The sequence below is a fragment of the Chitinophaga costaii genome (genome assembly GCF_900094705.1).
Classification (GTDB): domain Bacteria; phylum Bacteroidota; class Bacteroidia; order Chitinophagales; family Chitinophagaceae; genus Chitinophaga; species Chitinophaga costaii.
The window spans coordinates 1-26,892 of sequence record NZ_FMAR01000002.1 but is presented as its reverse complement, the minus strand read 5'-3'; the positions used below and the strand labels follow the sequence as shown (position 1 = coordinate 26,892).

Below are 26,892 nucleotides of genomic sequence, written 5' to 3'. Positions count from 1 at the left end.
ATAGTTAAATGCCCGGATATCCGCTAAACACAAGCTCATGCCTCGCTCCGTGATAACGGAGCCAAGGTATCGGGAAATCATACAATAGGCAGGCGCTTCTTCTTAAATATATATTGCAGGCGGATGGAAAGGGCATGGAAAAGAATCTTGGCGTTTGCATTCCTTTCTATATGATAGCTAGCGTTATCCAGTTCTGTGGCGATCAGTTCCATTTGTTCCAGGTTAGCAAGTTTCTGGATTTTGCCGGCAAAGTCCTTTTCCTCCTCCGAAAAACCTAGCTGGCTTTTGTCCATATATTGAAGGCGGAGGGAATGTTCCAGCAAGTTAATGAAGTACCGGAGGAATTGCTTTTGGTTTTCCCGGCCCATTTTAGGGCTGGCAATATTTTCTATCCAGGCTTGCAGGTTCACCCGGTTGCCGGTGAAGATGAAATTGAGCCAGTTGCGTAGCAATTCATAATAATCGTCTTCCGCTTGCTGGAGCAGGTGTACGGCCTCCCGGTAGTTGCCCGAGGTAATTGTGGCGATCTGCCGTGCTTTTTGTTCTGGTGCTTGGGCCCGCGTTACCAGGGCTTGTACCACTTCAGATTTGGAAAGGGGGTTTATTTTGATGAGGTGTACGCGCGATAAAATGGTAGCCAGGATATGTTCCTGGTTTTCCGCCACGAGTAGAAACAGGGTGTTATCAGGCGGTTCTTCAATGAGCTTCAGCAAACGATTGCCTTCATTGCCCAGGTATTCTGGCATCCACATCACCAGTATCTTGTACTCGCTTTCAAAGCTCTTGAGGCTTAGTTTGTGAATGATATCGTTGCATTCATTGGCGGTAATATTACCCTGTTTGTTTTCAGCCCCAATAAACTGAAGCCAATCGTAAGCATTGCCATAAGGGTTTGTTGTTATAAACTGCCGCCACTCGGCCATATAGTCGGTGCTTATGGGTTTGTCTCCAGGTTTGCGAGGTACCACTGGAAAGGAAAAGTGAATGTCGGGGTGAATGTAACGACCCGCCTTTATACAGGAAGCACACATGCCGCAAGCATCTTGGGCCTGTTTATTTTCACAAGCCACATATTGGGAAAAAGCCAGGGCCAACGACAAGCCACCAGCGCCCTCTGGACCCAGCAGGATCATCGCATGACTAAGCCGGTTCTGCTGCACCGATTGCAATAATTGCTGCTTGGTTGCGGCCTGGCCTATAATGTCGGAAAAAAGCATGGGCGCAAATTACGGATTAACGCATAAAAAAACCGGCGTCTTCTGGACGCCGGTAGCAGTATATGTTGCAAGCTTTATTTTTCGATAGCGGCAATAACAGCCGGATCGTTGGGCAAAGTCTTGGGCGCAAATACCGCCGCAAGATTGCCTTTTTCGTCGATCAGGTATTTCTGGAAATTCCAGGTTACTGCAGCAGGCTCAAAATGTTTGGCCACACTTTGCTCATAAAGCCATTTGTATAGAGGGTGAATGTCAGCGCCTTTCACGGAGATCTTGGCTGCCATGGGAAAAGTCACGGCATATTGCTTGGTGCAAAAAGCATGGATTTCCTCATTGGAACCAGGTTCCTGCTGGGCAAAGTTATTTGCAGGAAAGCCAATGATCACCAGTTTGCCGGCGTATTTTTTATACAATTCTTCCAGGGCGGCATATTGCGGGGTATTGCCGCAAAGCGATGCGGTATTCACGATCAGGATCTTCTTGCCCTTGTAATCGGCCAGATTGATCTTGGTGCCGTCGATGGCATCTACTTTAAAATCGTATACATTGCCAGAGGCAAGAAACATGAAGCAGGAAAGCAGTAAGAGACGAAACATAAAATACGGTTTATGGTGTTGTTGAATAATTGCGCATTACATGATTAAATCCGGGGCAATTTTATAAAGGGTTGCCAGTATTACAAAGATCAAGCATAATTGAGCAATGATTGTTACCATAGAACACATTTTTGTCTGAAGTAAGCTATATTTTAAAATAGTAATAGCGTCAGGATCGTATGGTCCGGACAGGCACATCAACTTTCTGCCACTGCCAGGCTGCATATGCTTACACAAGTGCCTGGTATTTGTAGTAGCAAGGATGCGCAGGCCTCAGTGGTGGCGCCGGTGGTAATTACATCGTCTACCAGCAGCACATGCTGCTGAGCAAGGGTTACAGCATCGCCCAGGGAAAACATATCCTTTAGTTGCTGCCAGCGATCTAATCGTCCTTTTTGGGTTTGGGAGGTGCCGGGCCTGTGCCTACGTATGGCGTGGGGCCATACGGCTATCTGTAATATTTCGCTCATGCCTTCGGCCAGCAATAAAGCCTGGTTATAGCCGCGCTGTTTGAGCTTATCAGTATAAAGTGGCACTGGCACAATGGCATCCACTGCATTCCTCCACGGGCTTTCTTGCAACAGTCGCCCCATCTTTCGTCCCAAGAAATGGGCAATATCTTCCCGGCCCAGGTATTTGAACTGGTGTACCAATTGCTGTACCGGCGAACCGGGTTCATAATAATAAGCAGCGAAAGCATGTTGGATATCTACCCGTCCGCGATAAGTGCGCTGCAGCGGATTGTTGTCTATCAATTGGTAGCGCGTTAGGGGCAATTTGTGCAAACATCGCAGGCAAAGGATTTCCTCCGACAGCGTTAGTTCGCTGCCGCAGGCATCACAATTATGCGGATAAAATAACTGTCCCAGCGGGGCCAGGAAACGGCTGATACGCATGGTGTTGCAATAAGGGTTGGGTTGGTTTTACAACAGGAAACGTTATGCCGGTGTATTACGCTACACAGGTATTGCCCTAATATATTAAAACAATTGCTGGTAAACTTCTTCCACCCGTCCTACGGTTACGGCCTGGATATTGAACTTGCCAAAGTCTACTCCTTTCTGGTGATAGCGGGAAATAAATATTTTCTCAAAGCCCAGCTTCTCCGCTTCTGCAATACGCTGTTCAATACGGTTCACCGCACGGATTTCCCCACTCAGCCCCACCTCACCGGCAAAGCATACCTTTTGTGGGATCACCTGGTCTTCAAAAGACGATAGCAGGGCGCACAGCACCGCCAGATCTATGGAGGGGTCTTCAATACGAATGCCGCCTGTAATATTCAGGAATACATCCTTCACCCCAAAATGAAAACCGCCCCGTTTTTCCAGCACAGCCAGTAGGATTTGCAGGCGGCGCAGGTCAAAACCAGTAGCCGTTCTTTGTGGGGTTCCGTACACAGAGTGCGTTACCAGCGCCTGCACTTCCACCAGCATGGGGCGCATGCCTTCCAGTGTGGCACCGATGGCCACACCGCTCAGCATTTCCTCCCGTTGTGACATCAATATTTCAGAAGGGTTCGTTACCTGGCGAAGTCCCAGGCCGGTCATTTCATAAATGCCGAGCTCGGAAGTGCTGCCAAAACGGTTTTTGATGGTGCGGAGGATGCGGTAGGCATAGTGCTGGTCGCCTTCAAATTGCAGTACTGTATCCACCATATGTTCCAATATTTTGGGGCCTGCAATAGAACCATCTTTGGTGATATGGCCAATGAGAAATACCGGTGTATTACTCTCTTTAGCGAAGCGTTGCATCTCTGCGGCTGTTTCACGGATTTGCGATATAGTACCAGGTGCAGATTCTATAAATGGTGATTGCAATGTTTGGATAGAATCCACGATCACCAAGTCTGGCTGCAATTTTTTTATTTCCTCAAAAATACTATGGGTAGAGGTCTCTGTGAGCAAGTAAAATTGGTCGTTTTTTATATTGAGACGGTTGGCCCGCATCTTGATCTGTGATTCACTTTCTTCACCACTAATATAAAGCGTTTTGAGCTGTGTCATTTGCAGGGCGTCCTGTAAGAATAAGGTAGACTTACCGATGCCTGGCTCGCCGCCCACCAATACGATGGAACCCGCCACTATGCCGCCTCCCAGCACCCGGTTCAGTTCTGCGTCGGGGGTTATCCAGCGCTTTTCTTCCAAGGCGTTCACCTGATCGAGATGCACGGTTTTAGATGTCTTAGAGGCCTCTGTTTTCCATTCCTGCTGACGCAAAGGCGTGTCTTTTTTTACTACCTTTTCTTCTACCAATGTATTCCATTGTCCACAACTTGGACATTTACCCGTCCACTTGGCTGCTTCATAACCACAATGCTGGCAAAAAAAAGCCGTTTTAATCTTACTCATATTGCATAAAGGTAAGTGAAAGTGTAACCATGTAAAATGATAACACCCGTTACGCTTTGGATAGAATTTTTTTAAAAAACAAAAAGGGAAAGGTTAAAAACGTAATGTCTGGAACATCGAAAAGATAAAATAGGGGGTTAAAAAGAGAGCTAAAAAATAAAAGAGCCAAACGGAAGATTCCGTTGGCTCTTTCTACTTACTAACCCATTAAATTCACGTCTAAATTACAAAATGGCTTCAGAATAAAAAAGTTTATTTGAAGGGTGTGAATAACTTTAAAGTCAATTTAAAATTGTATAGATGCCCGTCCAGCCGCCGTTTCGGCAGACGGATCCCTACAATATTATAGGCAATAATCACTCATAAAAAGCTGATTGCGAAGAATAAAAAAGGCCTTCTTACGGGGCAAAAAAGTTGCATTTATGCGACGTACTTAGGCTGACAAAATAGCTATTTTGTCAGTTTTTCAGTTTGTGTTTGACAAAAAGGCAGTCATAAATTTTTATTTTGGCGACGTTGTAATTTAATGTGGAAAAAATGTCGTCCTTTTCTTAACAAAATCTTAAATCCTGCCATTTTAGACGGGTTGGATGCTAATTTGTACAGCTTTCTTTAATATTACATTATAATTTAAAATTCTATTATATCATATGCTGAACTCTGGTGTATTCTTTATTTCCATTATTTTCCTGGTCATTAGCATGATTGTAAGTGGCTTGCTGAAGAGCCGTTTCCGGAAATATTCTTCTGTAGCGCTCTCGTCCGGGCTTACCGGCCGCCAGGTGGCTGAAAAAATGCTTCGTGACAATGGCATTTACGATGTTCAGGTAATTTCGGTAAATGGGTTCCTTTCTGATCATTATAATCCATCAGATAAAACCGTGAACCTCAGCCCGGACGTGTACGCTGGGTCCAACGTCGCGGCTGCTGCTGTGGCCGCTCATGAGTGTGGACATGCCGTCCAGCACGCTACAGGCTATTCCTGGTTGCAATTGCGTTCAAAGCTGGTCCCTGCTGTACAGTTCAGCAATACTATTGTTCCGTGGGTGCTAATGGGCGGAGTGTTGCTCATACACGCATTTCCCCAGTTGCTGCTGGCGGGGATTGTGCTATTTGCAGTTACGACCTTGTTTTCCGTAATTACCCTACCGGTAGAATTTGACGCTTCCCGTCGTGGGTTGGCCTGGCTGGATAGTGCCGGGATAACACACCGCGAGGAACATGATATGGCCAAGGATGCCCTGAAATGGGCCGCTATGACCTATGTGATCGCTGCCTTGTCATCCATCGCTATCCTGGTACAATACATCCTGATTTATATGGGTGGCAGTCGCCGTAACTAATCATTGCATTTAATATTTTAGCATAGGGCCTGCCTTTCGGCGGGCCTTTTCATGCCTAAAAATAGCGGGAATGGATGGTTTGCACAAGCTGTTGAAAACTTACTGTCAAATTTTTTATTGAAAATCAGAATCTTACAAAGGTGCTGTATAAAAAAGTGGCTTAAATGTATGGTTATTTAAATATCCCTGCATACCTTTGCCCTCCCTGAAAACAGGAAGAATTTTACAGACGTAAAACTTTTATCGTTTCAAATGAATACTTTAAGTTTCAAAACAAAATCGGCCAACGACGCTTACGTAAAGCACGAATGGCACATCGTAGACGCTACGAACCAGACGGTGGGCAGAATGTGCGCGAAAATCGCGGCCATCCTTAGAGGTAAGAATAAACCTTACTATACGCCCCACACTGATTGCGGAGATTATATTATCGTGATCAATGCCGAAAAGGTGAAATTCACTGGCAACAAGCTGGCAGACAAAGAATACCTGACTTATACCGGTTATCCCGGCGGTCAGAAGAAAGAAATCGCTAAGGACGTGCTGAACCGTCGTCCCGAGTTGGTGGTGGAGAGAGCTGTAAAAGGCATGCTTCCTAAAAACCGCCTGGGCCGTGCGATGTATAAGAAACTCTTTGTATATGTAGGCGCTGAGCATCCGCATGCTGCACAGAAACCTTCTCCCTTAACTTTCTAATTTTTCTTTCATAAATGGAAAAGCAAAAGAACACAGTAGGTCGTCGTAAAGAAGCAGTTGCCCGCGTATACATTAGCAAAGGCACCGGCGCTATTACGGTAAACGACAAAGATTATAAAACATACTTTCCCCTGGTATACCTGCAGAACCAGGTAGAACTGCCACTGAAAACGATCGAAGGACTGGATAAGTTCGACGTGAAGGTTAATGCAAATGGTGGTGGCATTAAAGGCCAGGCTGAAGCAATTAAGCTGGGTATTGCCCGCGCACTGTGCGAAGTGAACGCTGAGTTCCGTCCTGCACTGAAAGCCGTAGGCGTACTGACCCGCGATTCCCGTGGCGTTGAACGTAAGAAACCAGGTAAACGTAAGGCAAGAAGAAGCTTCCAGTTCTCTAAACGCTAATCCCTTACTTAGCTTTAGCATTCATCATTCTTTAATTGAGTATAAGTTATCATGGAAAATAATACCTCATTACAGCAGCAGCTTCTGGAAGCAGGTGTGCACTTCGGTCACCTGAAGAAAAAGTGGAATCCTAAAATGCTGCCTTACATTTTCGCAGAAAAGAAAGGTATTCATATTATCGATCTGAATAAAACCGTAGAAGGTTTGCAGGACGCAGCAGCGGCCCTGAAATCTATCGCTAAAAGCGGTAAAAAGATCATGTTTGTTGCGACGAAGAAACAGGCCAAAGAAATTGTGAGTGAAACGGCACGCCGCGTGAATATGCCTTACGTTACAGAAAGATGGTTAGGTGGTATGCTGACCAACTTTTCCACCATCCGCAAAAGCGTAAAGAAGATGCAGAGCATCGAAAAAATGCTGAGCGATGGCACTTTCGAAAATGTAACCAAGAAAGAACGTCTGACCTTGACCCGTGATAAGGAAAAAATGGAAAAGGTGTTGGGTGGTATTGCCCAACTGGCACGTGTTCCGTCTGCCCTGTTTATCGTGGATATCGCGCACGAACATATAGCGTTGTTGGAAGCTAAACGCCTGGGTATCGCTACCTTCGGCATGGTAGACACCAACTCCGATCCTACTAAAGTGGACTTCGCTATTCCTGCGAATGATGACGCAACTAAATCGATTTCCATTATCGTGAATTACATCGCTGCTGCTATTGCTGAAGGCCTGTCCGAAAGAGCAGTAGAAAAAACAGATGATGTAACCGAAGAAGAAGATACAGACGATTCCGCAGCTAACTTCGACGTAGAAGGTGGCGACGATCGCGAACGTAATCGCCGTGGTCGTGGACCCGGCGGTGCTGGTGGTCCTGGCCGTGGACCTGGTGGCCCAGGTCGTGGACCCGGTGGTGCTGGCCGTGGCCCGGGTGGCCCTGGTCGTGGTCCTGGTGGCGGCGGTAGCCGTCCCGGCGGTGCTGGCGGTGGACAACGTCGTCCTTCCGGTGCTGGCGGCGGTGGTCGTGGTCCAGGTGGACCGGGTCGTGGTCCCGGCGGCGGCAGTCGTTAAGATTTTGTAAAGGGTTAATGGTTAATTGTAATCGTCAGGCGGCAGTCCATATTTTTCTGCCGTAGGCTGATTATCGTTAACCATTCACCATATTATAAGCAAGCATTTATTTAAAAAACTTTTAAATCAATATAGCTCATGGCAACAATTACAGCTACTGATGTAAACAAATTGCGTCAGCAAACTGGCGCCGGTATGATGGACTGTAGAAAAGCACTGGTAGAAAGTGATGGTGATTTTGAAAAAGCAGTGGATTACCTTCGCAAAAAAGGTCAGAAAGTAGCCGCACTACGTTCAGACCGTGAAACCAAGGAAGGTGTAATCATCGCAAAAACTACTGCTGCCGGTACTTCCGGTGTAATCGTAGCACTTGGTTGTGAAACCGACTTCGTAGCAAAAAATGAAGACTTTATAAAGTTCGCACAGTCTATCGTAGACCTGGCCTTGACCAGTGGTGCGAAGTCTGTAGATGAACTGAACGCCGCCCAGCTAGACGGTGCTACAGTGGCCGACAAGATCAACGACCAGGTGGCCAGGATTGGTGAAAAGATCTCCCTGACCAGGTTTGAAAGAATTGATGCAGCCGGGGTTACTGCTTACATACACGGTACTTATCGTATGGGTGTACTGGTAGGTTTTTCTCTTCCTGTATCGGAAGAAGTGGGTAAAGACGTAGCCATGCAAATTGCTGCGATGAATCCCATCGCTATCGATGCAGATTCCGTATCGCCTGAAACCATTGCCCGCGAAAAAGAAATTGCAATAGAACAGATCAAAGCCGAAGGTAAAACCGGTGACATGGCAGAAAAAATTGCCATTGGCAAAGTGAATAAATTCTTTAAAGAAAGCACTTTGCTGGGTCAGGCTTTCGTAAAAGATAATAACAAATCCGTTGCAGATTATCTGAAATCCGTAAATGCCAGCCTGAAGGTAACAGCCTTCAAGCGGGTTGCTTTGGGATAATAACACCTTAAAAAAAGAAAGGAGAGAAACGCAATTCTCTCCTTTTTTTTACGCCCGCCCGGAAAGAAGCGGCAGGTTACCACAGAATTCTTATATTCGGAGGCGGGAATAGCATTGCAAATCACCTTTTTACAACCTTTCTAAGCAGCATGTTGCCAAAGTACAAGCGAATCCTGCTCAAATTGAGCGGCGAAGCCCTGATGGGGGAAAATAGTTATGGAATTGATCATAAGGTAATTACTAAATACGCACAAGAAGTGAAGGCTATCACAGACCTGGGTATCCAGGTGGCCATCGTAATTGGGGGCGGGAATATTTACCGGGGTATGAATGAAGCGGAAACAGGTATTGAGCGTGCGCATGGTGACTACATGGGGATGCTGGCTACCGTGATCAACGGGATGGCCTTGCAGAGCGGTTTGGAAAAAGCAGGCCTTTACACCCGTCTGCAATCTGCTATTAAGATGGAACAGATTGCCGAGCCATATATCCGCCGCCGCGCTATCCGCCACCTGGAAAAAGGGCGCGTAGTGATCTTCGGGGCAGGTACAGGCAACCCTTACTTTACCACCGATACGGCCGCTTCACTACGCGCTATCGAAATACAAGCCGATGTGATTCTAAAAGGCACGCGGGTAGATGGTATTTACACCGCCGATCCAGAGAAAGATCCTACGGCTACCCGCTATGAAACGATCACTTTTTCGGAAGTATATAAGCAATCCCTCAACGTAATGGACATGACGGCCTTTACGCTTTGCCAGGAAAATAAATTGCCCATTATTGTCTTTGATATGAACAAGGAAGGCAACTTAATGCAGGTGATCATGGGCAAGCCCGTGGGTACCCTGGTAAAAGGATAATTTGCAAAAGATATAGAAACAGGGCATTCAGCAATGGAGGCCCTTTTTTTATGCGCATTCCCATAGTGAATAAGTATCGTCATTCGACGGAATGCTTTGTGGCAGCCCATTGGCTGGTAATATAGGAAGGGACCATTGACATTATTCACCATAGTGGCATGTGTTTTATTAGACAGCATTTAGGGTAATACATTTACCTTTGAAACATCAAAATGTTCACGATGTTAAACCAGCAGATAGCAGATTTACGCAGGGACTATAAACTTGCATCGCTCGATGAAAGTGGGGTAGCGGCGCAGCCCATTGCACAATTCGATAAATGGTGGCAGGAAGCCACACACAGCGATATTGCTGAGCCAAATGCCATGACGCTGGCCACCAGCACTAAATCAGGTAAGCCATCTGCACGGATCGTATTGCTGAAAAGTTATGATGCAGAAGGCTTTATGTTTTTCACCAATTATGAAAGTCGCAAAGGGCATGAGCTGGCAGAGAATCCTTATGTAACGCTGCTGTTTTTCTGGCAGGAGCTGGAACGCCAGGTGCGTATTGAAGGGGTGGTATCTAAGGCGACAGCTTCCATTAGCGATCAATATTACGACAGTCGTCCGTTGGGTAGCCGTATTGGCGCAATTGCCTCGCCACAGAGCCAGGTGATTGCTGATCGTGCCTTGTTGGAAGAGCAGGTACACCTGCTGGCAGAAAAATATGTGTTGGATGTACCGAAAAGGCCTGTATACTGGGGTGGTTACGTGGTAAAACCTACGGCAGTAGAGTTTTGGCAGGGAAGAAGCAACCGGCTGCACGACCGTATTTTGTACACGCAGATTGGAGAAGGGCAATGGAAAATAGCCCGCCTGGCGCCTTAAAATAGATAGCGTAGTGCGGCGGGATATGCCTGAAAAAGTTAATGGTTAATGGCCAGCCCGGGGCTTTCGCTTCCGGTTTGACCATTAACCATTAACTTATGAAGTTCGAAACGGATTATTTGCCGGCGGCGGCTTTGCCAGCAGCAGCAGTTGTATTTTTTACCTGTTTTGCTGGTCTTACTTTACCGAAAGATCCTTTAAAGATCTTACCTTTTTTGGTTTTTACGTCACCTCTACCCATGATAATATTTGTTTGTAGTTTTTATTTGAGATTAGCCCTAAATGCGGCTTTCCGGCTGCAAAATAATGATTAAATCACAATTTTCCGCTATATCGTTCGCGTCAGGCCTTTATAGGAACAAAAAAGCAAGAAACAAAAACTGTTCCTTGCTTGAATGAGTTGTTTGAAGTGGTTAGAGCTTATCGGATAAAGCTTTACCGGCTTTAAACTTAGCCACTTTCTTAGCTTTGATCTTGATGATCTGGCCAGTCTGAGGGTTTCTACCGTTGCGTGCAGCACGTTTGGTAACTGAGAAAGTACCGAAACCTACCAGGGTTACTTTGCCACCTTTTTTCAGGGTATCAGCAACAGCTTTGGTAAAAGAATCCAGGGCTTCGTTAGCCTGCGTTTTAGTAACGCCAGCATCTTTGGCAACTTTGTCGATTAATTCGGCTTTGTTCATAGTTAGTAAGATTTAACTAGTGAAAAATGTTTGATGTGAGCAAATATAAAGCGTTTTATCAGATTACCAAATTTTTTAAACCTTTTACAAAAGGTTTTTTATCGGCTGAAAGCGCCTACAGGTAAAGGTTACAGCGGATCGGCCGTTTGTAAAGCAAATTCGCTTAAAGATGAAAGAAAGGCGCAAAGTCCCGGTGGTGGCTGATTTCCAATGCTTTCCATTTGTTATGTCAAGACCTACCAAGTATTATACCAAACCTTCAAACCCTTTGCAGGCGGTGGATTATCTGTGGATAAGTTTAGATGTAAAGGACTGCCTACCGATACAATAAAGCCCGTAAACACCAGGTCTGGCGGGCTTTTATATGGATAATATTATACTAACGGAAGCTAGATTTATACGATTTGCATAATAGTCCTGAAAGAAACAAACTGATCGCCAAAACGCATGGTTGCTTTTTTTAAAAAGGAAGGTGCATGTTCTTGTAAATAGGTCTCATAATTCTCCAGCGTATCCGTAAAACATTGGACTACATATGTGGCCCCGTCGCTATCATCTTGATCCAGTAGCCTGCATACGCGGAAGTCGTGGAAAAGGCCGGTCTGCACGATGGCGGGCAGGTAATCCTGCTTGGTCCAGGCAAGCCATGCGCCTTCGATGATGGGCGAAACTTTGGTAGTTATGTTGTAAATGATCATGAGCAAATTTATGAAACGAATGTATTAAACATCCAGCTCCAGGAATACAGGGCAGTGGTCGGAGTGTTTTATATGGGGCATGATGTAGGCATTGGATAATTTCTCCAGCATGGGCGTGGTAACGTTAATGTAATCAATGCGCCAGCCCTTGTTGTTTGCCCTTGCATTGGCCCGGAAGCTCCACCAGCTATACTGTTGAGCATCTTTATTAAAGTGGCGAAAGGTATCTACAAAACCGCTGGCGAAAAACTTATCCATCCAGGCGCGTTCTTCCGGCAGGAAACCGGTGGAGTTTTTATTGCTTACCGGATCGTGTATATCAATGGGCTTGTGTACGATGTTGTAATCGCCGCATACCACCAGATTGGGCCGGGTTTGGGCCAGTTCCAGCAGAAAGGCATGGAACTCTTCAAGCCATTGATATTTATAAGACTGGCGTAACTCACCGGAAGTGCCGGAGGGGAAGTAGGCATTGATTAGGGTGATATCGCCAAAGTCCAGGCGGATTACTCTGCCCTCAAAGTCGCTTTGTTGATGACCGGTGCCATAAATAACATTATCTGGTTTGATTTTAGTAAGTACTGCAACGCCGCTGTATCCTTTCTTGGTGGCGGAGTGCCAGTAGTGCTCATATCCAAGGGCATCGAACTGCGAAAAGTCTACATTGTCTTTCTGCGCTTTCGTTTCCTGAATGCAGATAATGTCTGCGGGGTCTGTTTTCAGCCATTCTGTAAAACCTTTGGTCATGGCCGATCTCAGGCCATTCACATTGTAAGATATAATCCTCATGAGCAATAGATTACATGTCGTATTCCAATACTGGGCGCAGCCATTTTTCGGCTTCTTCCACGGTCCAGCCTTTGCGTTTGGCATAGTCTTCCACCTGGTCTTTTTCGATTTTGCCGATGCCGAAATATTTGGAAGCGGGGTTTGCAAAATACCAGCCACTAACACTTGCCGCCGGATACATGGCCAATGATTCGGTAAGGGTAATGCCGGTATTGTTGGTAGCATTCAGCAGGTCGAATAATTTATATTTCTCAGTATGTTCCGGGCAGGCGGGATAGCCGGGTGCCGGGCGAATGCCGCTATAGGCTTCCCCAATAAGTTGTTCATTACTCAGGTGTTCTTCCGTGGCATAACCCCAGAACTCTTTGCGCACCCTTTCGTGCATAAGCTCCGTAAAGGCTTCCGCCAGGCGATCTGCCAGGGCTTTAAGCATAATACTGTTATAGTCGTCATGCTCTTCTTTAAACTGCTGAATCCATCGCTCTATACCAATGCCTGCGGTTACCGCAAAGCCGCCAATATAATCCTGCTTGCCACTTTCTATGGGAGCGATGAAATCACTGAGCGACATATTGGGCTGGCCTGGAGCCTTCTTTATCTGCTGGCGAATACTTTCCAGGCGCACGGGGCTAATTTCGGGTTGTTCTGGTGTTACAGCTATAGTATCGGGGGCAACTGCATTGGCCGGCCAGAAGCCAACCACGGCATTGGCTTGCAGCCATTTTTCTTTTACCACTTTATCCAGCAGGTCGCGGGCGTCTGCATAAAGCTTCGTGGCTTCTTTACCCACAATGTCATCGCTAAGTATCTGCGGGAACTTACCATGCAGCTCCCAGGAAATGAAAAAGGGTTGCCAGTCGATATAAGGAACAATTTCTTCCAGGGGGTAATGTTCAAATTTCCGCACGCCGGTAAACTTAGGTCGCACTGGCGTAAACGTATTCCAGTCGATGGTCATTTTATTCTTCTGTGCTTCAGCAAATGGCAGGTATTGTTTTACCTGCTTCTTGTTTTTGAATGCGTCATTGAGTTTTACGTACTCGCTTTGCACTTCAGTCAGGAAGTTTCTTTTCAGCGCCATGTTCAGCAGGCTACCGGTTACGGTTACACTACGCGAGGCGTCTAGCACGTGTACTACCCCGTGTACATACTCCGGTGCAATTTTCACCGCGGTGTGGGTGCGGGAGGTAGTGGCGCCGCCAATGAGCAAAGGCACATTAAAGTTTTGGCGTTTCAGCTCGCGGGCCACGTGTACCATCTCGTCCAGGCTGGGGGTAATAAGGCCGCTGAGACCAATGATATCCACTTTTTCTTCGCGGGCGGTTTGTAATATTTTTTCGGCGGGTACCATTACGCCGAGGTCTATAATTTCGTAGCCATTACAGCCCAGCACTACACCAACGATATTTTTGCCGATGTCGTGAACGTCACCTTTCACGGTGGCCAGCAGAATTTTGCCGGCCGATTTTATTTCTCCGCCATTGGTGGCTACGTTCAGGCGTTTTTCTTCTTCAATAAAAGGCGTCAGTACAGCCACCGATTTTTTCATCACGCGGGCACTTTTCACCACCTGGGGCAGAAACATTTTACCGCTGCCAAAGAGGTCGCCTACGACGTTCATGCCATCCATGAGGGGGCCTTCGATCACTTCCAACGGACGGTTGTATAACTGCCGGGCTTCTTCCGTATCTGCTTCTATATAATCGGTGATGCCATTTACCAGGGCGTGGCTGAGGCGTTCCTGTACGGTTCCCTGGCGCCAGCGTTCGTCCTTTTCAATGACCTTGCCTTTTGCCTTAACGGTTTCGGCATAGGCAATTAGCCGGTCGGTGGCATCGCTGCGGCGATTGAGAATGGCGTCTTCGCATAATTCGCGCAGCTCGGGCTGAATATCGTCGTATATCTGCAGCATGCCGGCGTTTACAATACCCATATCCATGCCCGCTTTAATGGCGTGATAAAGGAACACACTGTGCATGGCCTCGCGTACCAGATCATTACCACGGAAGGAGAAAGAGATATTGCTTACCCCACCGCTTATTTTGGTAAGCGGCATGAGCTGCTTGATCCTGCGGGTAGCTTCAATAAACTCTACTGCATAATTATTGTGTTCTTCGATGCCAGTGGCTATGGCGAAGATATTGGGATCGAAAATAATATCCTGGGGGTCGAAGCCTACCTGCTCGGTGAGGATCTTATAAGCGCGGTGGCAGAAGGCCACGCGTTTTTCCAGGGTATCTGCCTGGCCGTTTTCATCGAAGGCCATTACCACCACGGCCGCGCCGAAGGCTTTGCAGATAATAGCATGTTCAATAAACTTTGCTTCGCCTTCTTTCAGCGATATGGAGTTTACCACACATTTACCTTGCAGGCATTTAAGGCCCGCTTCTATAATGCTGAATTTACTGGAGTCTATCATCACCGGGATCTTGGAGATATCCGGTTCTGCGGCCAACAGGTTAAGGAAGGTGGTCATGGAGGCCTGCCCGTCCAGCAGGGCGTCGTCCATATTCACATCCAGTATCTGCGCGCCGTTTTCCACCTGTTGCCGGGCTACGGACAAGGCTTCTTCATACTGTCCTTCGCGGATGAGGCGTGCAAATTTCTTTGAGCCGGTTACGTTGGTACGTTCGCCGATGTTAATAAAATTCGTCTCTGGCCGCACCACTAACGGCTCCAGGCCACTCAGGCGCAGGTAAGGGCGAATAATGCGTTCGGTATCTGTGGTGATAGCGTTAATATTGGAGGTACTCATTTATTAAAAGGGAGGGGATATGCAAGTTGAATAAAAAAATAGTCATTATACAAGTGCATCGGCCACCACCGGCAATTGACGGGTGGGTATTGTTTTCACATGCTCTGCCATATGACGGATGTGGTCGGGTGTGGTGCCGCAGCAGCCACCCACGATATTCACAAAACCGGAACGGGCAAAGTCTTCAATAATGTGGGCCGTATATTCAGGCTCTTCGTCATAACCGCCGAAGGCATTGGGCAGGCCGGCATTTGGATAGCAGCTTACATAGCAACTAGCTATGCGTGACAGCTCTTCCAAATGGGGGCGCATCTGCTCTCCACCCAGGGCGCAGTTAAGACCTACGGAAAAGGGGCGTGCATGCATTACGGAAATGTAGAATGCTTCCAGCGTTTGCCCGCTCAGGGTGCGGCCGGATGCGTCGGTGATGGTACCGGAGATCATAATGGGCAATTCTTTTTTGCCCGTGGTCCGGAAATACTGTTTCACCGCAAAAATGGCGGCTTTGCAGTTTAGCGTATCGAAAATGGTTTCAATGAGCAGGATGTCTACCCCTCCTTCCACCAGTCCGGCAATCTGCTCGTGGTAGGCAACGACTACTTCGTCGAAAGTTACGGAGCGGAAACCGGGATCGTTTACATCCGGCGACAGGGACAGGGTTTTGTTCATAGGGCCGATGGCGCCGGCTACAAAGCGGGGCTTGTCGGGATTTTGTGCAGTAAATTTTAGCGCGGCCGCTTTGGCCAGCCGGGCGGAAGCCACATTTAGCTCATAAGCCAGCTCCTGCAAATCGTAATCTGCCTGGGCAATGGTAGTGCTGCTAAAGGTATTTGTTTCTATGATGTCTGCACCGGAAAGGAGATATTCCTCGTGAATGGCAGAAATAACTTCCGGTTTGGTGAGGCTGAGCAGGTCGTTATTTCCTTTTAGATCGCTAGGATAATTAGCGAAACGTTCGCCCCGGTAATCGGCTTCTTCGAGGTTATAACGTTGGATCATGGTACCCATGGCTCCATCGATGATCAGGATGCGCTCGCGGGCGCAGTCGGCAAGTGATTTCATGTAAAAGCTGTTTATTAGTTACGGTTAAGAATTCCCAGCGGTCGAACAATAAACAAATCCACCACCGGATTGGTATGCAAAGATAACAAACCCCGTCATCATCTGTGCAAATAACAATTATACGCCCTTCCGGCCTGGTTTTGGATCAGAATAGGACGCGATGCACAAAAAAATATTTTGGAGAATTGTAAAAGTCTACTACTTTTGTAGGGTAATCAATCAACAGCGTTTACGTCATGAACCAGTTTTCTTCTTTTTCCGCTCGTACCACCCCAGTGTCCGCTTGTAATGCAGGATCTTGTAGCTGTTGTGCATAGCCCGGTTACTATTCTTTTTTTTATTACAACAAAATCATTTACCATGACAATCTCAAAGGACATACAGCGCCTAGAGCAACACTTGGCGCAATATGGGCTGCATGCGGTGGCAGTAGAAAGCAATACACAGCCAGAAGTGTTCAAGGTGTGCTTCCTCAACAAAATAGAACTGGACCAGTGGGAAAAGCAGCGGCAGGAGCGTAAAGCTGCCAACTCCGGACAACAAAAAAATTAAAAGTAAAAACTTACCAGTCAATAACTGGTCAATTATATTTTCATAACGTGGAATTACAGGTTGAAAACAAACGGGTGTTATCGAGCACCCGTATTTTTTTTATTTCTGCTGTACGTAATTTTCTAACGGCAGGCGGTTAAAAATAGAGCGTGCCAGCGTCATCTCATCCGCATATTCCAGTTCGCCCCCAAAGGCAATGCCCCTTGCAATAGTGGTGATCTTTACAGGCAGGTCTTTTAGTTTCTTAGACAAATAATAAATAGTGGTGTCTCCCTCAATGGTGGGGCTTAGGGCCATGATCACTTCGGTGATGCCCTTTTCGCGTACGCGTTCTACCAGGGTGTGAATATTTAATTGTTCGGGACCTACGCCGTCTATGGGGGAGATGATACCGCCCAGTACATGATAGCGGCCATTGTACTGCTGGGTATTTTCAATCGCCATCACATCGCGGATGCTTTCTACCACGCACACCAGGTCGTCATTGCGAGTATGGCTGGCGCAGATGGAACAAATTTCGTCATCAGAAACATTGTGGCAGTGGCTGCAAAATTTTATTTGCTCCCGCATGCGGGCCATGGCATCGCTGAACTGCTGTACCTGGGAGGAGTCTTGTTTAAGCAAATGCAGCACCAGCCTTAGCGCCGTCTTCTTCCCAATACCCGGGAGGCGGGCAAATTCATTTACTGCAGTTTCTATCAGCGCAGAAGAGAAAATCATAGTTACAAAGATAAATCTATTAGATATTATGAACGAGGTATTATATACCCGGCATAAGGCACAGCGGGCGGGGCGGAGAGACGGCCCTATAATGGCCGCGAGCTATCTCTACAGGCCCCTTACTTCTATTGATGGCTTGTAACGAAATGCCTGGTACGCAATACCTGCTGCGTAATATCTTTGCCTTCCTATAATTTTAAATCTGGTTTTACCAGCCAGTTGGCTTTAATATGCTGTATTTCCGGGAAGGTGACCACCCGCTCGGGTTGTCGCTTGGGGCTGCCATAATACAGGCCCCTATCCCATTTACCGTTATGGTTCTGGTCTATGAGAACGCGTAGCTCATAATCGCCGGGAGTGATCAGGTGTTGTATCCAGACGCCTTTGGTGATATCGCCGGAGTATTTAATCTGTTTGTCTTTGACCAGTTCTATTATATAATGAACCGTATCGCCCTGTTGGGCCAGTCGCATACTGTCGCTCAGGGTAAGTTTTACCAAGGCTTCCCCATAGTCCTGTGTACGTTTGGCGGTGAAGCTCACAGTATCGGCCCGGCGCAGGCTGTTGCCATTGGTATCTATCACAAAACCGGGCAGTACCACCAGGCGGTAGGGCAGGCCAGACTTCCACTTGTAGCCCACGTCTAGTTTGGTATGGGTAGAGTCGAAGGAGGTAGTAAATTCTACCGGGTCCAGCGTGGTATCTTCATCCAGTTCCATGCGGGTGGTGTCGATAGATTTGATGGGGAAATTAAATGTTAAATGCAGGGGTTCGGTAAGCTCCTGTTTGGTGCCTCCGTCCAGGTTCACGCCCATTTGCAGGCGGGGCTTTTTGTTTTTCTCTTTCTTAGGTGGCGCTGGCAGGTTACTACTGTCTATTTCCTTCTTGTTAAGCGTAGTATCTGTTTCTGCAAAAATGAGTAGGTTCACATCATGCAGGTTCTGGCTAATCGTTATGAGGCTGTCGGGAAAGGCGATCAATTCGGCGGGATCATCGTATTGCAAATCTTTGTTCTCTTCTTTTATTGCAAACATTTTGTAGGTGCCAGGAGCCAGGTTTTTAAAGTGGTAGCTACCGTCGCCACGGGATTTGGTGTAGTATACGGGTTTTTCCTTGGTCACTACAGAATCGCTGGTATTGCGGTACAACAGCACGGCTACGTTACTATCTACCCGGCCTATTTCGGCGTTTACAATATGCCCGCTCATTTGGAGGGAGTCAAGGTAGTTGCCGGTAGATACTACGTACACAAATTCCGGTACTGAGTTGCGCTCATTCACATCTTTAATGGCGTCGGCAAAGTTGAAGGTATAGGTGGTATTGGGCTGCAGGGTGTCTTTCATCACCATGGTTACGGAGTGCAGCTTGGCTGTTACCACGGGTGGGCGTTTCAGCGTGGGGGATACCACCAGTTTTTCGTTCACATTATCTAACTGCACATATTCATCGAAAATGAAGGTCACTTTATGGGAATTGAAGTGCAGGGAAGAATCGAGGGGAGTTACCTGTAGCAATACCGGAGGCAGCGTGTCCTTGGGCCCACCGGAGGGAGGCACAATATTGGCGCAGTGCGTCATAAAACAGGAAGCTATAATACAGACCAGCCAAAACGCAAAGGCCCCGAAATTTCGATTCATATCTGACGATTCAAAAAAAGTACGCGCAAATGTACGGAAAAACATGCCTTAGCCGTTGGCAACGATCGGCGAATGGCCGCCCTGCGAAGGCTTATCCCGCATCTTCTTCTTCCAGCAGGTCGTGTAAGGCCACATGCATTTTGTTATCCTTGATAAAATTGCACCAGTGGCAGTCTTCTTTGCCGCAGCCGATGTAAAATTCCTTATTCTGTATTTTATTCCATACGTCCACAATCTGGCTGGTTACCACTTCCTGGTCGTCCGGGGTGATGACTACTTTTTCTTTGTGATACACCTTTTGTTTGTTGGGTTCAATGAAATCGAACTCGGTACTGACTACTTTCCAGTTTTTAACCTTGTAATTGTCCAGCAGGATTTTGTAGAACACGGCCTGTCGCCAATAGTCGCCCCCATTGGGATTGCGGTCGTTTGGCCGCTCAAATTTTTTCCATTCCTTGATGGCCTTTTCATAATCGCCGGTTTTGTAATCCACTACATTCACCTGCTGGCCATCGAACTCCATTTTATCCACCTTGCCTTTAATGGGAATGCCCTTTATCTCTACATTGCGCACATTGCGTTCTACGCTTACAATCTTATTCCAGGTGTGTACGTAGGTGTCGTAATATTCGCTGAGAATGTCCTTGCCATATTCCATGCGCCGGGCAAAAGCCTCGCGGGTAAAGCATTCGCGGTTGCGCGTCATGCTCCAACCAAAATCGCGCAGGAACTCTTCCTTAGCGGGAAATTCATTGCGCCCATTTTCCTGCATTTTCACAAACAGCTTTTCAATGGCATAGTGTACGGCCGATCCAAATTCAGTGTTCTCAGACCGACCGGTGGGTACCCGCACCAGGTTTTTATAGAAGAAGCCCAGGGGGCAATCCAGGTAATTATTCAGCGCCGTTACGTTCATCACAAAGTTGCTCAGCAAGTGATCGATGAACAAATGGTCTACCCGTTGTATTTCCGGGGCCTGGGGCTGGTGGTAATGCAGTAGTTCAAATTCAAACATGGCCTCGGGCGTATGTTCTATACGCTCATTGGGCAGCACATGTTGCTCCTGTATTTCGCTGATAAACATACTGGGCTCCAGCGGCTTGCCATCTGCCCGGAATTCGGGGTAGCTGATGTACAGGTGTTTTTCGGTGCGTGTTACCGCCACGTAAAACAGGCGGCGCAGCTCCTGCTCATCGCTGGAAAGCGATTGGGTGGTGAATACTGTATCGGGAAAGGCAAACCCACTATTGTTCTTCCGTTTTTTCTCCCATACATGCGAGTTGGTGCCGGCCATAAAAACATATTCAAATTCCAAGCCTTTGGAGCCGTGGGCTGTGATCAGGTTAATGCCTTTTTCATTGCCAGATACCTGTACGAGTGGAATGGGCAGGCCATTGCTTTTCATTAGGCTCACCATTTCCATGAAGGTTACAATGGTCAGGTCCGGATTGCGGCGGGTTTCTTCTTTAAGGAAGTCGAACAGCGCCTGTAAAACCTTCATGAGCCAGATCTTTTCCGGCGATTGCATAATGTAAGACAGGACGCCCCCCTCGTGGATGATGTCGGCAAAAAGCTGCTGTAATGTTACGTTGTGGGCTTCCTTAATCCACTTTTCGGTGGTGCGGCTTAGCTGCACAATGGCTTCTTCCGGGGTGTCGGAGAAGAGGGAGAGGTTGCGCGTGGCGGCCCATTCCTTTAGGTATTGGCGCAGCGAGGTTTTTTCCTGGTAACTCTTTTCCGTGGCGCGGATGGTGGCCTTGGCGGCTTCTACCGGCGCTATGTTGTAAAAATCGTAGTGCATGATTTCGAAGAGCAGGTCGTCGCCACTGTAGGGCGTATCCAGCTCTGCGGCTACATACCGGAGGAGGGTAAGTACTTTTTTGGCAAAAGGATGCTCCAGCAGGTTGATGCTGCGCTTGGAATAAAAAGGAAGGTTCAGCAAGCGGAAATACTGGGCCAGCTCTTCCCCGTAGCGGTTCTCCCGGTATATTACCGCGATCTTGCCGGGCGGGGTGCCTTGCTGGAGTAGTTGCTGCACTTGCATGGTAATACCTGCCATTTCATCCTTCGGCGTGTTATAGCGGTGTATGACCGGTTGCAGGTGGAGGGGAATGAGCTGTTCATTAGCGGCTACCAGGTCTTTGCTCAGGCCATCCAACTGGTTTACCAGGCGGGAATGGCCATTGTGTTCTATCAGCGTCATCGATACGTTCAGTATTTCCTGCACGGAGCGGTAGTTCTGGGTGAGAACGATGGTGCGGAGGGAGTCGGAGAAGCTGTCTGCAAATTGTGCCATGTTCTCCACATTGGCGCCCTGGAAGCGGTAAATAGACTGATCGTCGTCGCCCACCACAAAGATGTTGGGCTTAATTTCATCCTTTACCAGTAACTGGATCAGGTGGTTTTGGGTACCGCTGGTATCCTGATATTCGTCTACCAGTATGTATTGGAACCTTTCCTTATAATCGGCCAGCAGGCCAGGATTTTCGGAAAATGCGCGGATCACCCAGTTAATCATATCGTCGAAGTCGTACCGGTTGGCCGTGAGCATCAGTTGCTGGAACACGTCGAACTGTGTTACGGCGGCCAGCAGACGGGCCATCTTTTCTTTTTCTACCAGTATCTTATCGGTGCGTACATCGCCTTTTTTAAAATCCTTGGTGGCGCGTTTGCAAATATATTCGTCGCGGGTGGGCAGGTCATTAATATAAACGTTCACCGCTTCGCGGATGAAGGTGGAGGTCCAGCCTTCCCGCTTCATGGTAGAGAACAGGTTGGCCAGGTTGTTCATATCGAAATACACATCGCCCCGGTAGCGCTTTAAAGGATTGTCTTTCTTAAAACCGTCGATCAGCTTTTTGAGGAGCTGTATTTTTTCCAGGTCAGAAATGGGATCCAGTATGGTTTTATCGAACAGGCCGAGGTTGTCCTGAATCACTTCATTACAGAAGGAGTGGAAAGTGTGGATATGCACCCGGTAGGCATCCGGGCCAATGAAGTCGGTAAGGCGGCGGCGCATGGCCACTGTACCGGCGTCGGTATACGTAAGGCAGAGAATATTCTGTGGCAGGAAGTCGGTATCGCGCAGGATCTTGCCGATGCGGGAGGCCAGAATCTGCGTTTTGCCGGTACCGGGACCGGCTATTACCATTACCGGGCCTTCTGTGTGGTCTACGGCATTGCGTTGCCGCTCGTTAAGGCGTTCGTAAACTTCCTGGAAGCGTTGATTATACTGGTTAAATATGATGGCCATGTTGTAAAAATAGGTAATAGTGCTGGCACAAATATATGCGGGCAGTACGCTATGTTTGTGCGTAGTAAATGTTAAATCATGGCAGCCATACACCGTTTGGAGCGTACCCAAAATATTCCCATTGACTTGGAACAGGCCTGGAACTTCTTTTCCCGGCCAGGAAATCTGGAGAAAATAACGCCGGCCTACATGCGGTTCCGCATCACTTCCCCGCCGGTGGCGCGCATGTATGCGGGGGAGGTGATTACTTATTTCATTCGCCCCCTGCTGGGCATACCCCTGGCCTGGATGACGGAGATCACCCATGTGCAGGAGGGGCGGTATTTTGTGGATGAACAAAAGAAAGGTCCTTACGCCCTGTGGCACCACCAGCACCATTTTGAGGCGGTACCTGGCGGGATCAAAATGACAGATATTGTACATTATCAATTGCCCCTTGGATTTTTGGGAACGCTGGCCGGAAAGCTTTTCGTGAACCGGCAACTGGAGGATATTTTTGCCTACCGGCGGGAAGCTATTGAACAATTATTTGGCAGTATGAACTGAACCGGGGCTTTATTTTTCCGGCCCCCGTGATGGGTTTTAACCTGGCGTATCCCAGTCTTTGATCATGCTTTGGGTAGATATGGTAGGAAGAAGGCAGGAGCGGGTTATCCACGGAGGCTTCTTGTTATGAAAAGTTTTCTGCAATCATAGTTTGTTTATATGTTAATTATTTCTATATTACATTCACTATTTGCTGTAAAATCGTTGTACTATGAAATCCAAGATAATAGCCGGTGCCGTGTTGGCACTCCTGGCTACTACTGTGCCTGCCATGGCCCAACATAGAAAAATAGCGATGGCTGCCCATCCATCAGCCACGGTGCTGACCGCCGATCCGGGCGATCTTCTCTCCACCATTGAATTCCAGGTACAGGCGGAAGGCGATGAAGCCAAGGTATTTGCCAAGGGCATTATTCCCTGGGTAAATCTTGCTCAAGCAGCTTCAGACCTCCATAAGCTGCTCAATGCCGGTGAGATTGTGCTGCCTTACACTAGCGTTACAGTAGTTACCACCTTTCCGCAGGCGGCCAGTTTTGTACTTAAGACTTCTGCTGCTGGTTTTTCCCGCGTAGACCTTATCCGGGCTCTCCGTGAAAACATTAATAAGTTACCTTCCGTGCAAGCAGATACATCGCTGAACCTCAGTATGGCCGATGTGTATGAAACAGAAAGTGGGCAGATTATTTTAAAACTGGAGGTAGCTTCCTAACGGCCCTTGTTACTACCCTTTGGCCCAAAAAAGGGAAGGTCGCCGATTTGCCATCCTTTTTGCTTTGCAGGGGTTCGTAAGGGGAAATAGCTAAAGCAAACCGTTGCACAAAAATCCGTTCCTAATTATTTGTCGTTAATCTAGTGGCTATTATTTTTACATCGCACAGGAAGGCTACATAACAAAATTTTCATAAGGGTAAGTAGTTGATTATTTCGTTGAAATTAGTACATTAGTGTAAATCAGCGACTTTCAGCACTTGCCACAACTTCCTTCGCATAGTAATGATCCATTATTGATCGCGCGGCTGATGGCCGGCGATCCTGCTGCACAACGGCTCTTGTATGATAAATATGGCGGTGCTCTTTATGGGATAGTATTACAGCTCATCCCGGAATGCGCAAAGGCCAATGAAATATTGGTGAAAGTGTTCACTTATGCGTTTCAAAATATCCATGCATTCACCGAATCGGATCATGTTTCTTTATTTACCTGGTTAATGAAACAGGCCCGGGAAATATCCCTCCGCGACACTTCACCCGCCTCTATGGCAGCGGAAGTAAAAGTGGAGGATCAGCAATTGACTTTAAGTAATGCCCACTACATACAACGGTTTACGGCCCACTTGCCAGAACAAAGCAGCCAGGTATTTCGCCTGTGCTATTACAAAGGTCTGAGTACGCAGGCAATAGCCCGGCTCCTGGATCGGGAGGAAGATGAAGTAAAGCAATCCCTATCGGTTGCCATGATCGAATTCAGAAAATATCTACAATCAAATTGGAGCTAGCGCAATACATATCAACCGGAATTATAGAAAGTTACCTGCTAGGTCTGGCTACAAAAGATCAAGTGGCGGAGTTCCGACTCATGCGTAAGCTATACCCGGCGCTGGAAATGGAAATCGCCCTGGTAGAAAACCGCATGGAAAAGGCTGCGCTGGGAGAAGCGGTGCCACCTCCCTCCCGGGTATGGGAGGGCATACAGCAGCGTCTGAACTGGAAATCTACCCAACAACAGGAGGAAGAAGATGAACGCCGTAAGCACTACACCTTCATCAACATGCAGCCTAAGGAAGGCACTTATATCTCGGTGCACCGCTCCTGGCGGCCTATCGTAATTGCCATTGTAGTACTCTGCAAGATATGCCTGGTAGCTGCTGTATACTATTACTTTAAAACCCAGGTGCTCCAGGACAAACTGGAAGATATGCGCCAGCAGCAAAATGTTACTGTTCCCCGTTAAATCTCATTACAGCAGATCATCCCCTATATTTGTTTCTCTTAAAGTGCTCCGAACAAATTACTTTGGTATGTTTCTTGTCTTTTATGCGTTTACTTTACACCCTGATTTTAAATTTTTAAAATAGTAGCATTAACATGAAGCACCTTACACTGACTGCGCTTTGTGGCCTTTTCCTCGCTTTTTTTGCGGTGTCTTGCGCCCCTAAAACCGCCGCTACCGGCACCACTTCCTTTTCCAAAAGAGCCCTGAATGGCTCCTGGATTCTGACGGATATTCAATTCGACGGTATCCCTAAAGGTTCCAAAGTGAGTATTTTCGATGAAGCGCCTTACCAATGCTTTATTGGTAGCCAATGGGATTTTGTATCCAACAATAACAAAGGATCTTTTACCCTTACTGCTACCGACAATGGTTGCAGCACCGGCAACCAGCCCATTATCTGGAGCATTGTCCAGGAAAATGGAGATAATGTGTTCCAGTTTAAAAAACTGTTCAACGGAGACAAAGCCAAGAATGTGACCACCGGTTACAAAGTATCCCTCAGTGATGTGCAGGCTACTTCCATGACCTGGCGGGCCGCGGTGGGTTTCCAGGGTCAAACCGGCTACCTGGTGTATAGCTTCCAGCGCAAATAAGTCATTGTATTAAAATATTAAGAAGGCGTGCCATTACGGCGCGCCTTTTTTATGCCCCAACCATTACCTTTGCAGCCAAACCGGAATATCAATATCATGAAAAAAGCTGGCTGGATCTTACTGGCGCTGGCATGCTGCCTGGGTGCTTGCGCTCCGAACAATGTGAAGATTGAACACGATTGGGAAAAATACTTTACGAAAAATAAAGCAGAAGGCTGCTTCATGTTATTCGATAATAGTCAGGGACAGTTTCAGGCATATAACATGGACCGCATCCGCCTCCGCTTCCCGCCCTCCGGTACTTTCGATATTTTAAACACCCTGATAGCATTACAAACCGGCAAAATACCCCACACCAGCACGGTAATTCCCGACAGTGTAACGGGCCAAAACCTAAGTACCGACCAGGCCTTCAAGGTTGGTGATGATGCGCATTTCAGGGAAATGGCCCGCCTGATAGGCCGGCAGAATATGGCCGCCTGGATGGATAGCGTGAAGTATGGCAATATGAAAATAGACAGCATAGACCGGTTCTGGCTGGACAATACCCTGCTTATATCTGCCGATGAGCAACTAGGCTTTGCCAAAAAGTTATATTTCGACAACCTGCCTTTTACCAAAACCTCGATGGAAGAGGTGCGCAAAATGATGTTGCAGGAAAATACCAGTAAGTATACCCTGAGCTATAAAATCAGCGCCGGAAAAATGGGTAAGAAAAACGTGGGCTGGGTAGTAGGCTGGATAGAAGAAAACCGCCATCCTACTTTTTTTGTGTTAAACATAGAATCGGAAGACCCGGCTTTTGATATGAAGAAAATACAGCTCCAAACCACCCGGGACATCCTGTTGGCCGCTGGTTATTTTAAAGGCGAAAAGTAAGTTTAAAACATATGGGCATCGCGCGCTCCGCATCGGGGCGTGCGATTTTTTTTGGTGCGCCACGCATGGCGATAAACTAGACGGTGTAAGTCCGTTATGGGGGTATGTAATCGCCAACCATTAGCCAAGAGCAAGGGTGTCCATCGCGAGGTGGAATCTGAAGGAAGCTGTCGGCAAAGTTCTGGCCCGAGGAACACGAACACCATTAGGCAGAAGCTGTGGGGGTAAGCTTGCCAAACAAAGCGAAGCCCAAAGATTACACGGACCTAGTACTGTAGATGGTGCGGGTAGATGGAATGAAAGTTTATCGTCTTACCGTGGGAGATCTCACCGACGTGCGGAAACGGTGTATGAAGCACGGT

Annotated in this window: 27 protein-coding genes; 15 read left to right on the top strand and 12 right to left on the bottom strand. The window is 47.4% G+C overall.

Annotated elements, in window-relative coordinates; translation table 11 throughout:
- Positions 1 to 77 precede the first annotated feature (77 nt).
- The 4 genes from GA0116948_RS03235 to radA form a co-directional block, all read right to left on the bottom strand.
- A complete protein-coding gene (locus GA0116948_RS03235; protein ID WP_089709004.1) occupies positions 78 to 1,217 on the bottom strand; it encodes a DNA polymerase III subunit in 1,140 nt (379 codons plus the stop codon).
- A 74-nt stretch (positions 1,218 to 1,291) separates the two neighbouring features.
- The gene (locus tag GA0116948_RS03230; protein WP_089709002.1) at positions 1,292 to 1,813 is read right to left on the bottom strand and encodes a glutathione peroxidase; all 522 of its coding nucleotides are present in this window, start codon (positions 1,811 to 1,813) and stop codon (positions 1,292 to 1,294) included.
- A gap of 197 nt (positions 1,814 to 2,010) precedes the next feature.
- A complete protein-coding gene (locus GA0116948_RS03225; protein ID WP_089709000.1) occupies positions 2,011 to 2,709 on the bottom strand; it encodes a ComF family protein in 699 nt (232 codons plus the stop codon).
- A gap of 84 nt (positions 2,710 to 2,793) precedes the next feature.
- Entirely contained in the window at positions 2,794 to 4,164 is a 1,371-nt protein-coding gene (radA, locus tag GA0116948_RS03220) for a DNA repair protein RadA (RefSeq protein ID WP_089708998.1), read from the bottom strand.
- A 650-nt stretch (positions 4,165 to 4,814) separates the two neighbouring features.
- Between radA and GA0116948_RS03215 the strand changes: the two genes are divergently transcribed.
- From GA0116948_RS03215 to GA0116948_RS21875, 8 genes are all read left to right on the top strand, one after another.
- Positions 4,815 to 5,507, top strand: coding sequence for a zinc metallopeptidase (locus tag GA0116948_RS03215; protein WP_089708996.1), 693 nt, complete (start codon positions 4,815 to 4,817; stop codon positions 5,505 to 5,507).
- A gap of 252 nt (positions 5,508 to 5,759) precedes the next feature.
- The gene (gene rplM / locus GA0116948_RS03210; protein WP_089708994.1) at positions 5,760 to 6,203 is read left to right on the top strand and encodes a 50S ribosomal protein L13; all 444 of its coding nucleotides are present in this window, start codon (positions 5,760 to 5,762) and stop codon (positions 6,201 to 6,203) included.
- Between the two features lie 14 nt (positions 6,204 to 6,217).
- On the top strand, positions 6,218 to 6,607 hold the full coding sequence (gene rpsI / locus GA0116948_RS03205) for a 30S ribosomal protein S9 (protein ID WP_089708992.1): 390 nt from the start codon (positions 6,218 to 6,220) through the stop codon (positions 6,605 to 6,607).
- Between the two features lie 51 nt (positions 6,608 to 6,658).
- Entirely contained in the window at positions 6,659 to 7,675 is a 1,017-nt protein-coding gene (rpsB, locus tag GA0116948_RS03200; RefSeq protein ID WP_089708990.1) for a 30S ribosomal protein S2, read from the top strand.
- Between the two features lie 138 nt (positions 7,676 to 7,813).
- Positions 7,814 to 8,638, top strand: a complete 825-nt coding sequence (gene tsf, locus GA0116948_RS03195; protein WP_089708989.1) for a translation elongation factor Ts — start codon at positions 7,814 to 7,816, stop codon at positions 8,636 to 8,638.
- 149 nt (positions 8,639 to 8,787) lie between these two features.
- Positions 8,788 to 9,501, top strand: coding sequence for a UMP kinase (gene pyrH, locus GA0116948_RS03190; protein ID WP_089708987.1), 714 nt, complete (start codon positions 8,788 to 8,790; stop codon positions 9,499 to 9,501).
- 212 nt (positions 9,502 to 9,713) lie between these two features.
- The gene (gene pdxH / locus GA0116948_RS03185; protein WP_240619168.1) at positions 9,714 to 10,370 is read left to right on the top strand and encodes a pyridoxamine 5'-phosphate oxidase; all 657 of its coding nucleotides are present in this window, start codon (positions 9,714 to 9,716) and stop codon (positions 10,368 to 10,370) included.
- 98 nt (positions 10,371 to 10,468) lie between these two features.
- Positions 10,469 to 10,684: a hypothetical protein gene (locus GA0116948_RS21875; protein ID WP_449384872.1), complete on the top strand. Its 216-nt coding sequence runs from the start codon at positions 10,469 to 10,471 to the stop codon at positions 10,682 to 10,684.
- Between the two features lie 99 nt (positions 10,685 to 10,783).
- Here the strand turns inward: GA0116948_RS21875 and GA0116948_RS03175 are convergent, their stop codons facing one another.
- From GA0116948_RS03175 to GA0116948_RS03155, 5 genes are all read right to left on the bottom strand, one after another.
- Complete coding sequence (locus GA0116948_RS03175; protein WP_089708982.1) at positions 10,784 to 11,053, bottom strand: HU family DNA-binding protein; 270 nt, start codon at positions 11,051 to 11,053, stop codon at positions 10,784 to 10,786.
- A 395-nt stretch (positions 11,054 to 11,448) separates the two neighbouring features.
- Positions 11,449 to 11,751, bottom strand: coding sequence for a DUF4286 family protein (locus GA0116948_RS03170; RefSeq protein WP_089708980.1), 303 nt, complete (start codon positions 11,749 to 11,751; stop codon positions 11,449 to 11,451).
- A gap of 24 nt (positions 11,752 to 11,775) precedes the next feature.
- On the bottom strand, positions 11,776 to 12,540 hold the full coding sequence (locus tag GA0116948_RS03165; RefSeq protein WP_089708978.1) for an exodeoxyribonuclease III: 765 nt from the start codon (positions 12,538 to 12,540) through the stop codon (positions 11,776 to 11,778).
- Positions 12,541 to 12,550: 10 nt separating this feature from the next.
- A complete protein-coding gene (metH, locus tag GA0116948_RS03160; protein WP_089708976.1) occupies positions 12,551 to 15,295 on the bottom strand; it encodes a methionine synthase in 2,745 nt (914 codons plus the stop codon).
- Positions 15,296 to 15,340: 45 nt separating this feature from the next.
- The gene (locus GA0116948_RS03155; protein ID WP_089708974.1) at positions 15,341 to 16,357 is read right to left on the bottom strand and encodes a homocysteine S-methyltransferase family protein; all 1,017 of its coding nucleotides are present in this window, start codon (positions 16,355 to 16,357) and stop codon (positions 15,341 to 15,343) included.
- 360 nt (positions 16,358 to 16,717) lie between these two features.
- Here GA0116948_RS03155 and GA0116948_RS03150 point away from each other — a divergent pair, with 360 nt between their 5' ends.
- On the top strand, positions 16,718 to 16,909 hold the full coding sequence (locus GA0116948_RS03150; RefSeq protein WP_089708972.1) for a hypothetical protein: 192 nt from the start codon (positions 16,718 to 16,720) through the stop codon (positions 16,907 to 16,909).
- 99 nt (positions 16,910 to 17,008) lie between these two features.
- On the opposite strand, the gene recR is transcribed toward GA0116948_RS03150, so the two are convergent.
- From recR to GA0116948_RS03135, 3 genes are all read right to left on the bottom strand, one after another.
- Positions 17,009 to 17,629, bottom strand: coding sequence for a recombination mediator RecR (recR, locus tag GA0116948_RS03145; RefSeq protein WP_089708970.1), 621 nt, complete (start codon positions 17,627 to 17,629; stop codon positions 17,009 to 17,011).
- Positions 17,630 to 17,817: 188 nt separating this feature from the next.
- A complete protein-coding gene (locus tag GA0116948_RS03140; RefSeq protein WP_165798388.1) occupies positions 17,818 to 19,206 on the bottom strand; it encodes an Ig-like domain-containing protein in 1,389 nt (462 codons plus the stop codon).
- Positions 19,207 to 19,357: 151 nt separating this feature from the next.
- Positions 19,358 to 22,519 (bottom strand): ATP-dependent DNA helicase, encoded by a 3,162-nt coding sequence (locus GA0116948_RS03135; protein WP_089709540.1) that lies wholly within the window; start codon positions 22,517 to 22,519, stop codon positions 19,358 to 19,360.
- A gap of 78 nt (positions 22,520 to 22,597) precedes the next feature.
- On the opposite strand from GA0116948_RS03135, the gene GA0116948_RS03130 reads away from it, so the two are divergent.
- The 6 genes from GA0116948_RS03130 (at position 22,598) to GA0116948_RS03105 (ending at position 26,530) form a co-directional block, all read left to right on the top strand.
- Positions 22,598 to 23,065 carry an SRPBCC family protein gene (locus GA0116948_RS03130; RefSeq protein WP_089708966.1) on the top strand — a complete coding sequence of 156 codons (468 nt, stop codon included), beginning with the start codon at positions 22,598 to 22,600 and terminating at the stop codon, positions 23,063 to 23,065.
- Between the two features lie 211 nt (positions 23,066 to 23,276).
- Positions 23,277 to 23,774 (top strand): hypothetical protein, encoded by a 498-nt coding sequence (locus GA0116948_RS03125; RefSeq protein WP_089708963.1) that lies wholly within the window; start codon positions 23,277 to 23,279, stop codon positions 23,772 to 23,774.
- A gap of 259 nt (positions 23,775 to 24,033) precedes the next feature.
- Entirely contained in the window at positions 24,034 to 24,561 is a 528-nt protein-coding gene (locus GA0116948_RS03120; RefSeq protein WP_123891739.1) for an RNA polymerase sigma factor, read from the top strand.
- 62 nt (positions 24,562 to 24,623) lie between these two features.
- Positions 24,624 to 25,016, top strand: a complete 393-nt coding sequence (locus tag GA0116948_RS03115) for a hypothetical protein (RefSeq protein ID WP_123891738.1) — start codon at positions 24,624 to 24,626, stop codon at positions 25,014 to 25,016.
- A 134-nt stretch (positions 25,017 to 25,150) separates the two neighbouring features.
- On the top strand, positions 25,151 to 25,651 hold the full coding sequence (locus GA0116948_RS03110; protein WP_089708956.1) for a lipocalin family protein: 501 nt from the start codon (positions 25,151 to 25,153) through the stop codon (positions 25,649 to 25,651).
- A 96-nt stretch (positions 25,652 to 25,747) separates the two neighbouring features.
- Positions 25,748 to 26,530, top strand: coding sequence for a penicillin-binding transpeptidase domain-containing protein (locus GA0116948_RS03105; protein ID WP_089708954.1), 783 nt, complete (start codon positions 25,748 to 25,750; stop codon positions 26,528 to 26,530).
- Positions 26,531 to 26,892 lie beyond the last annotated feature (362 nt).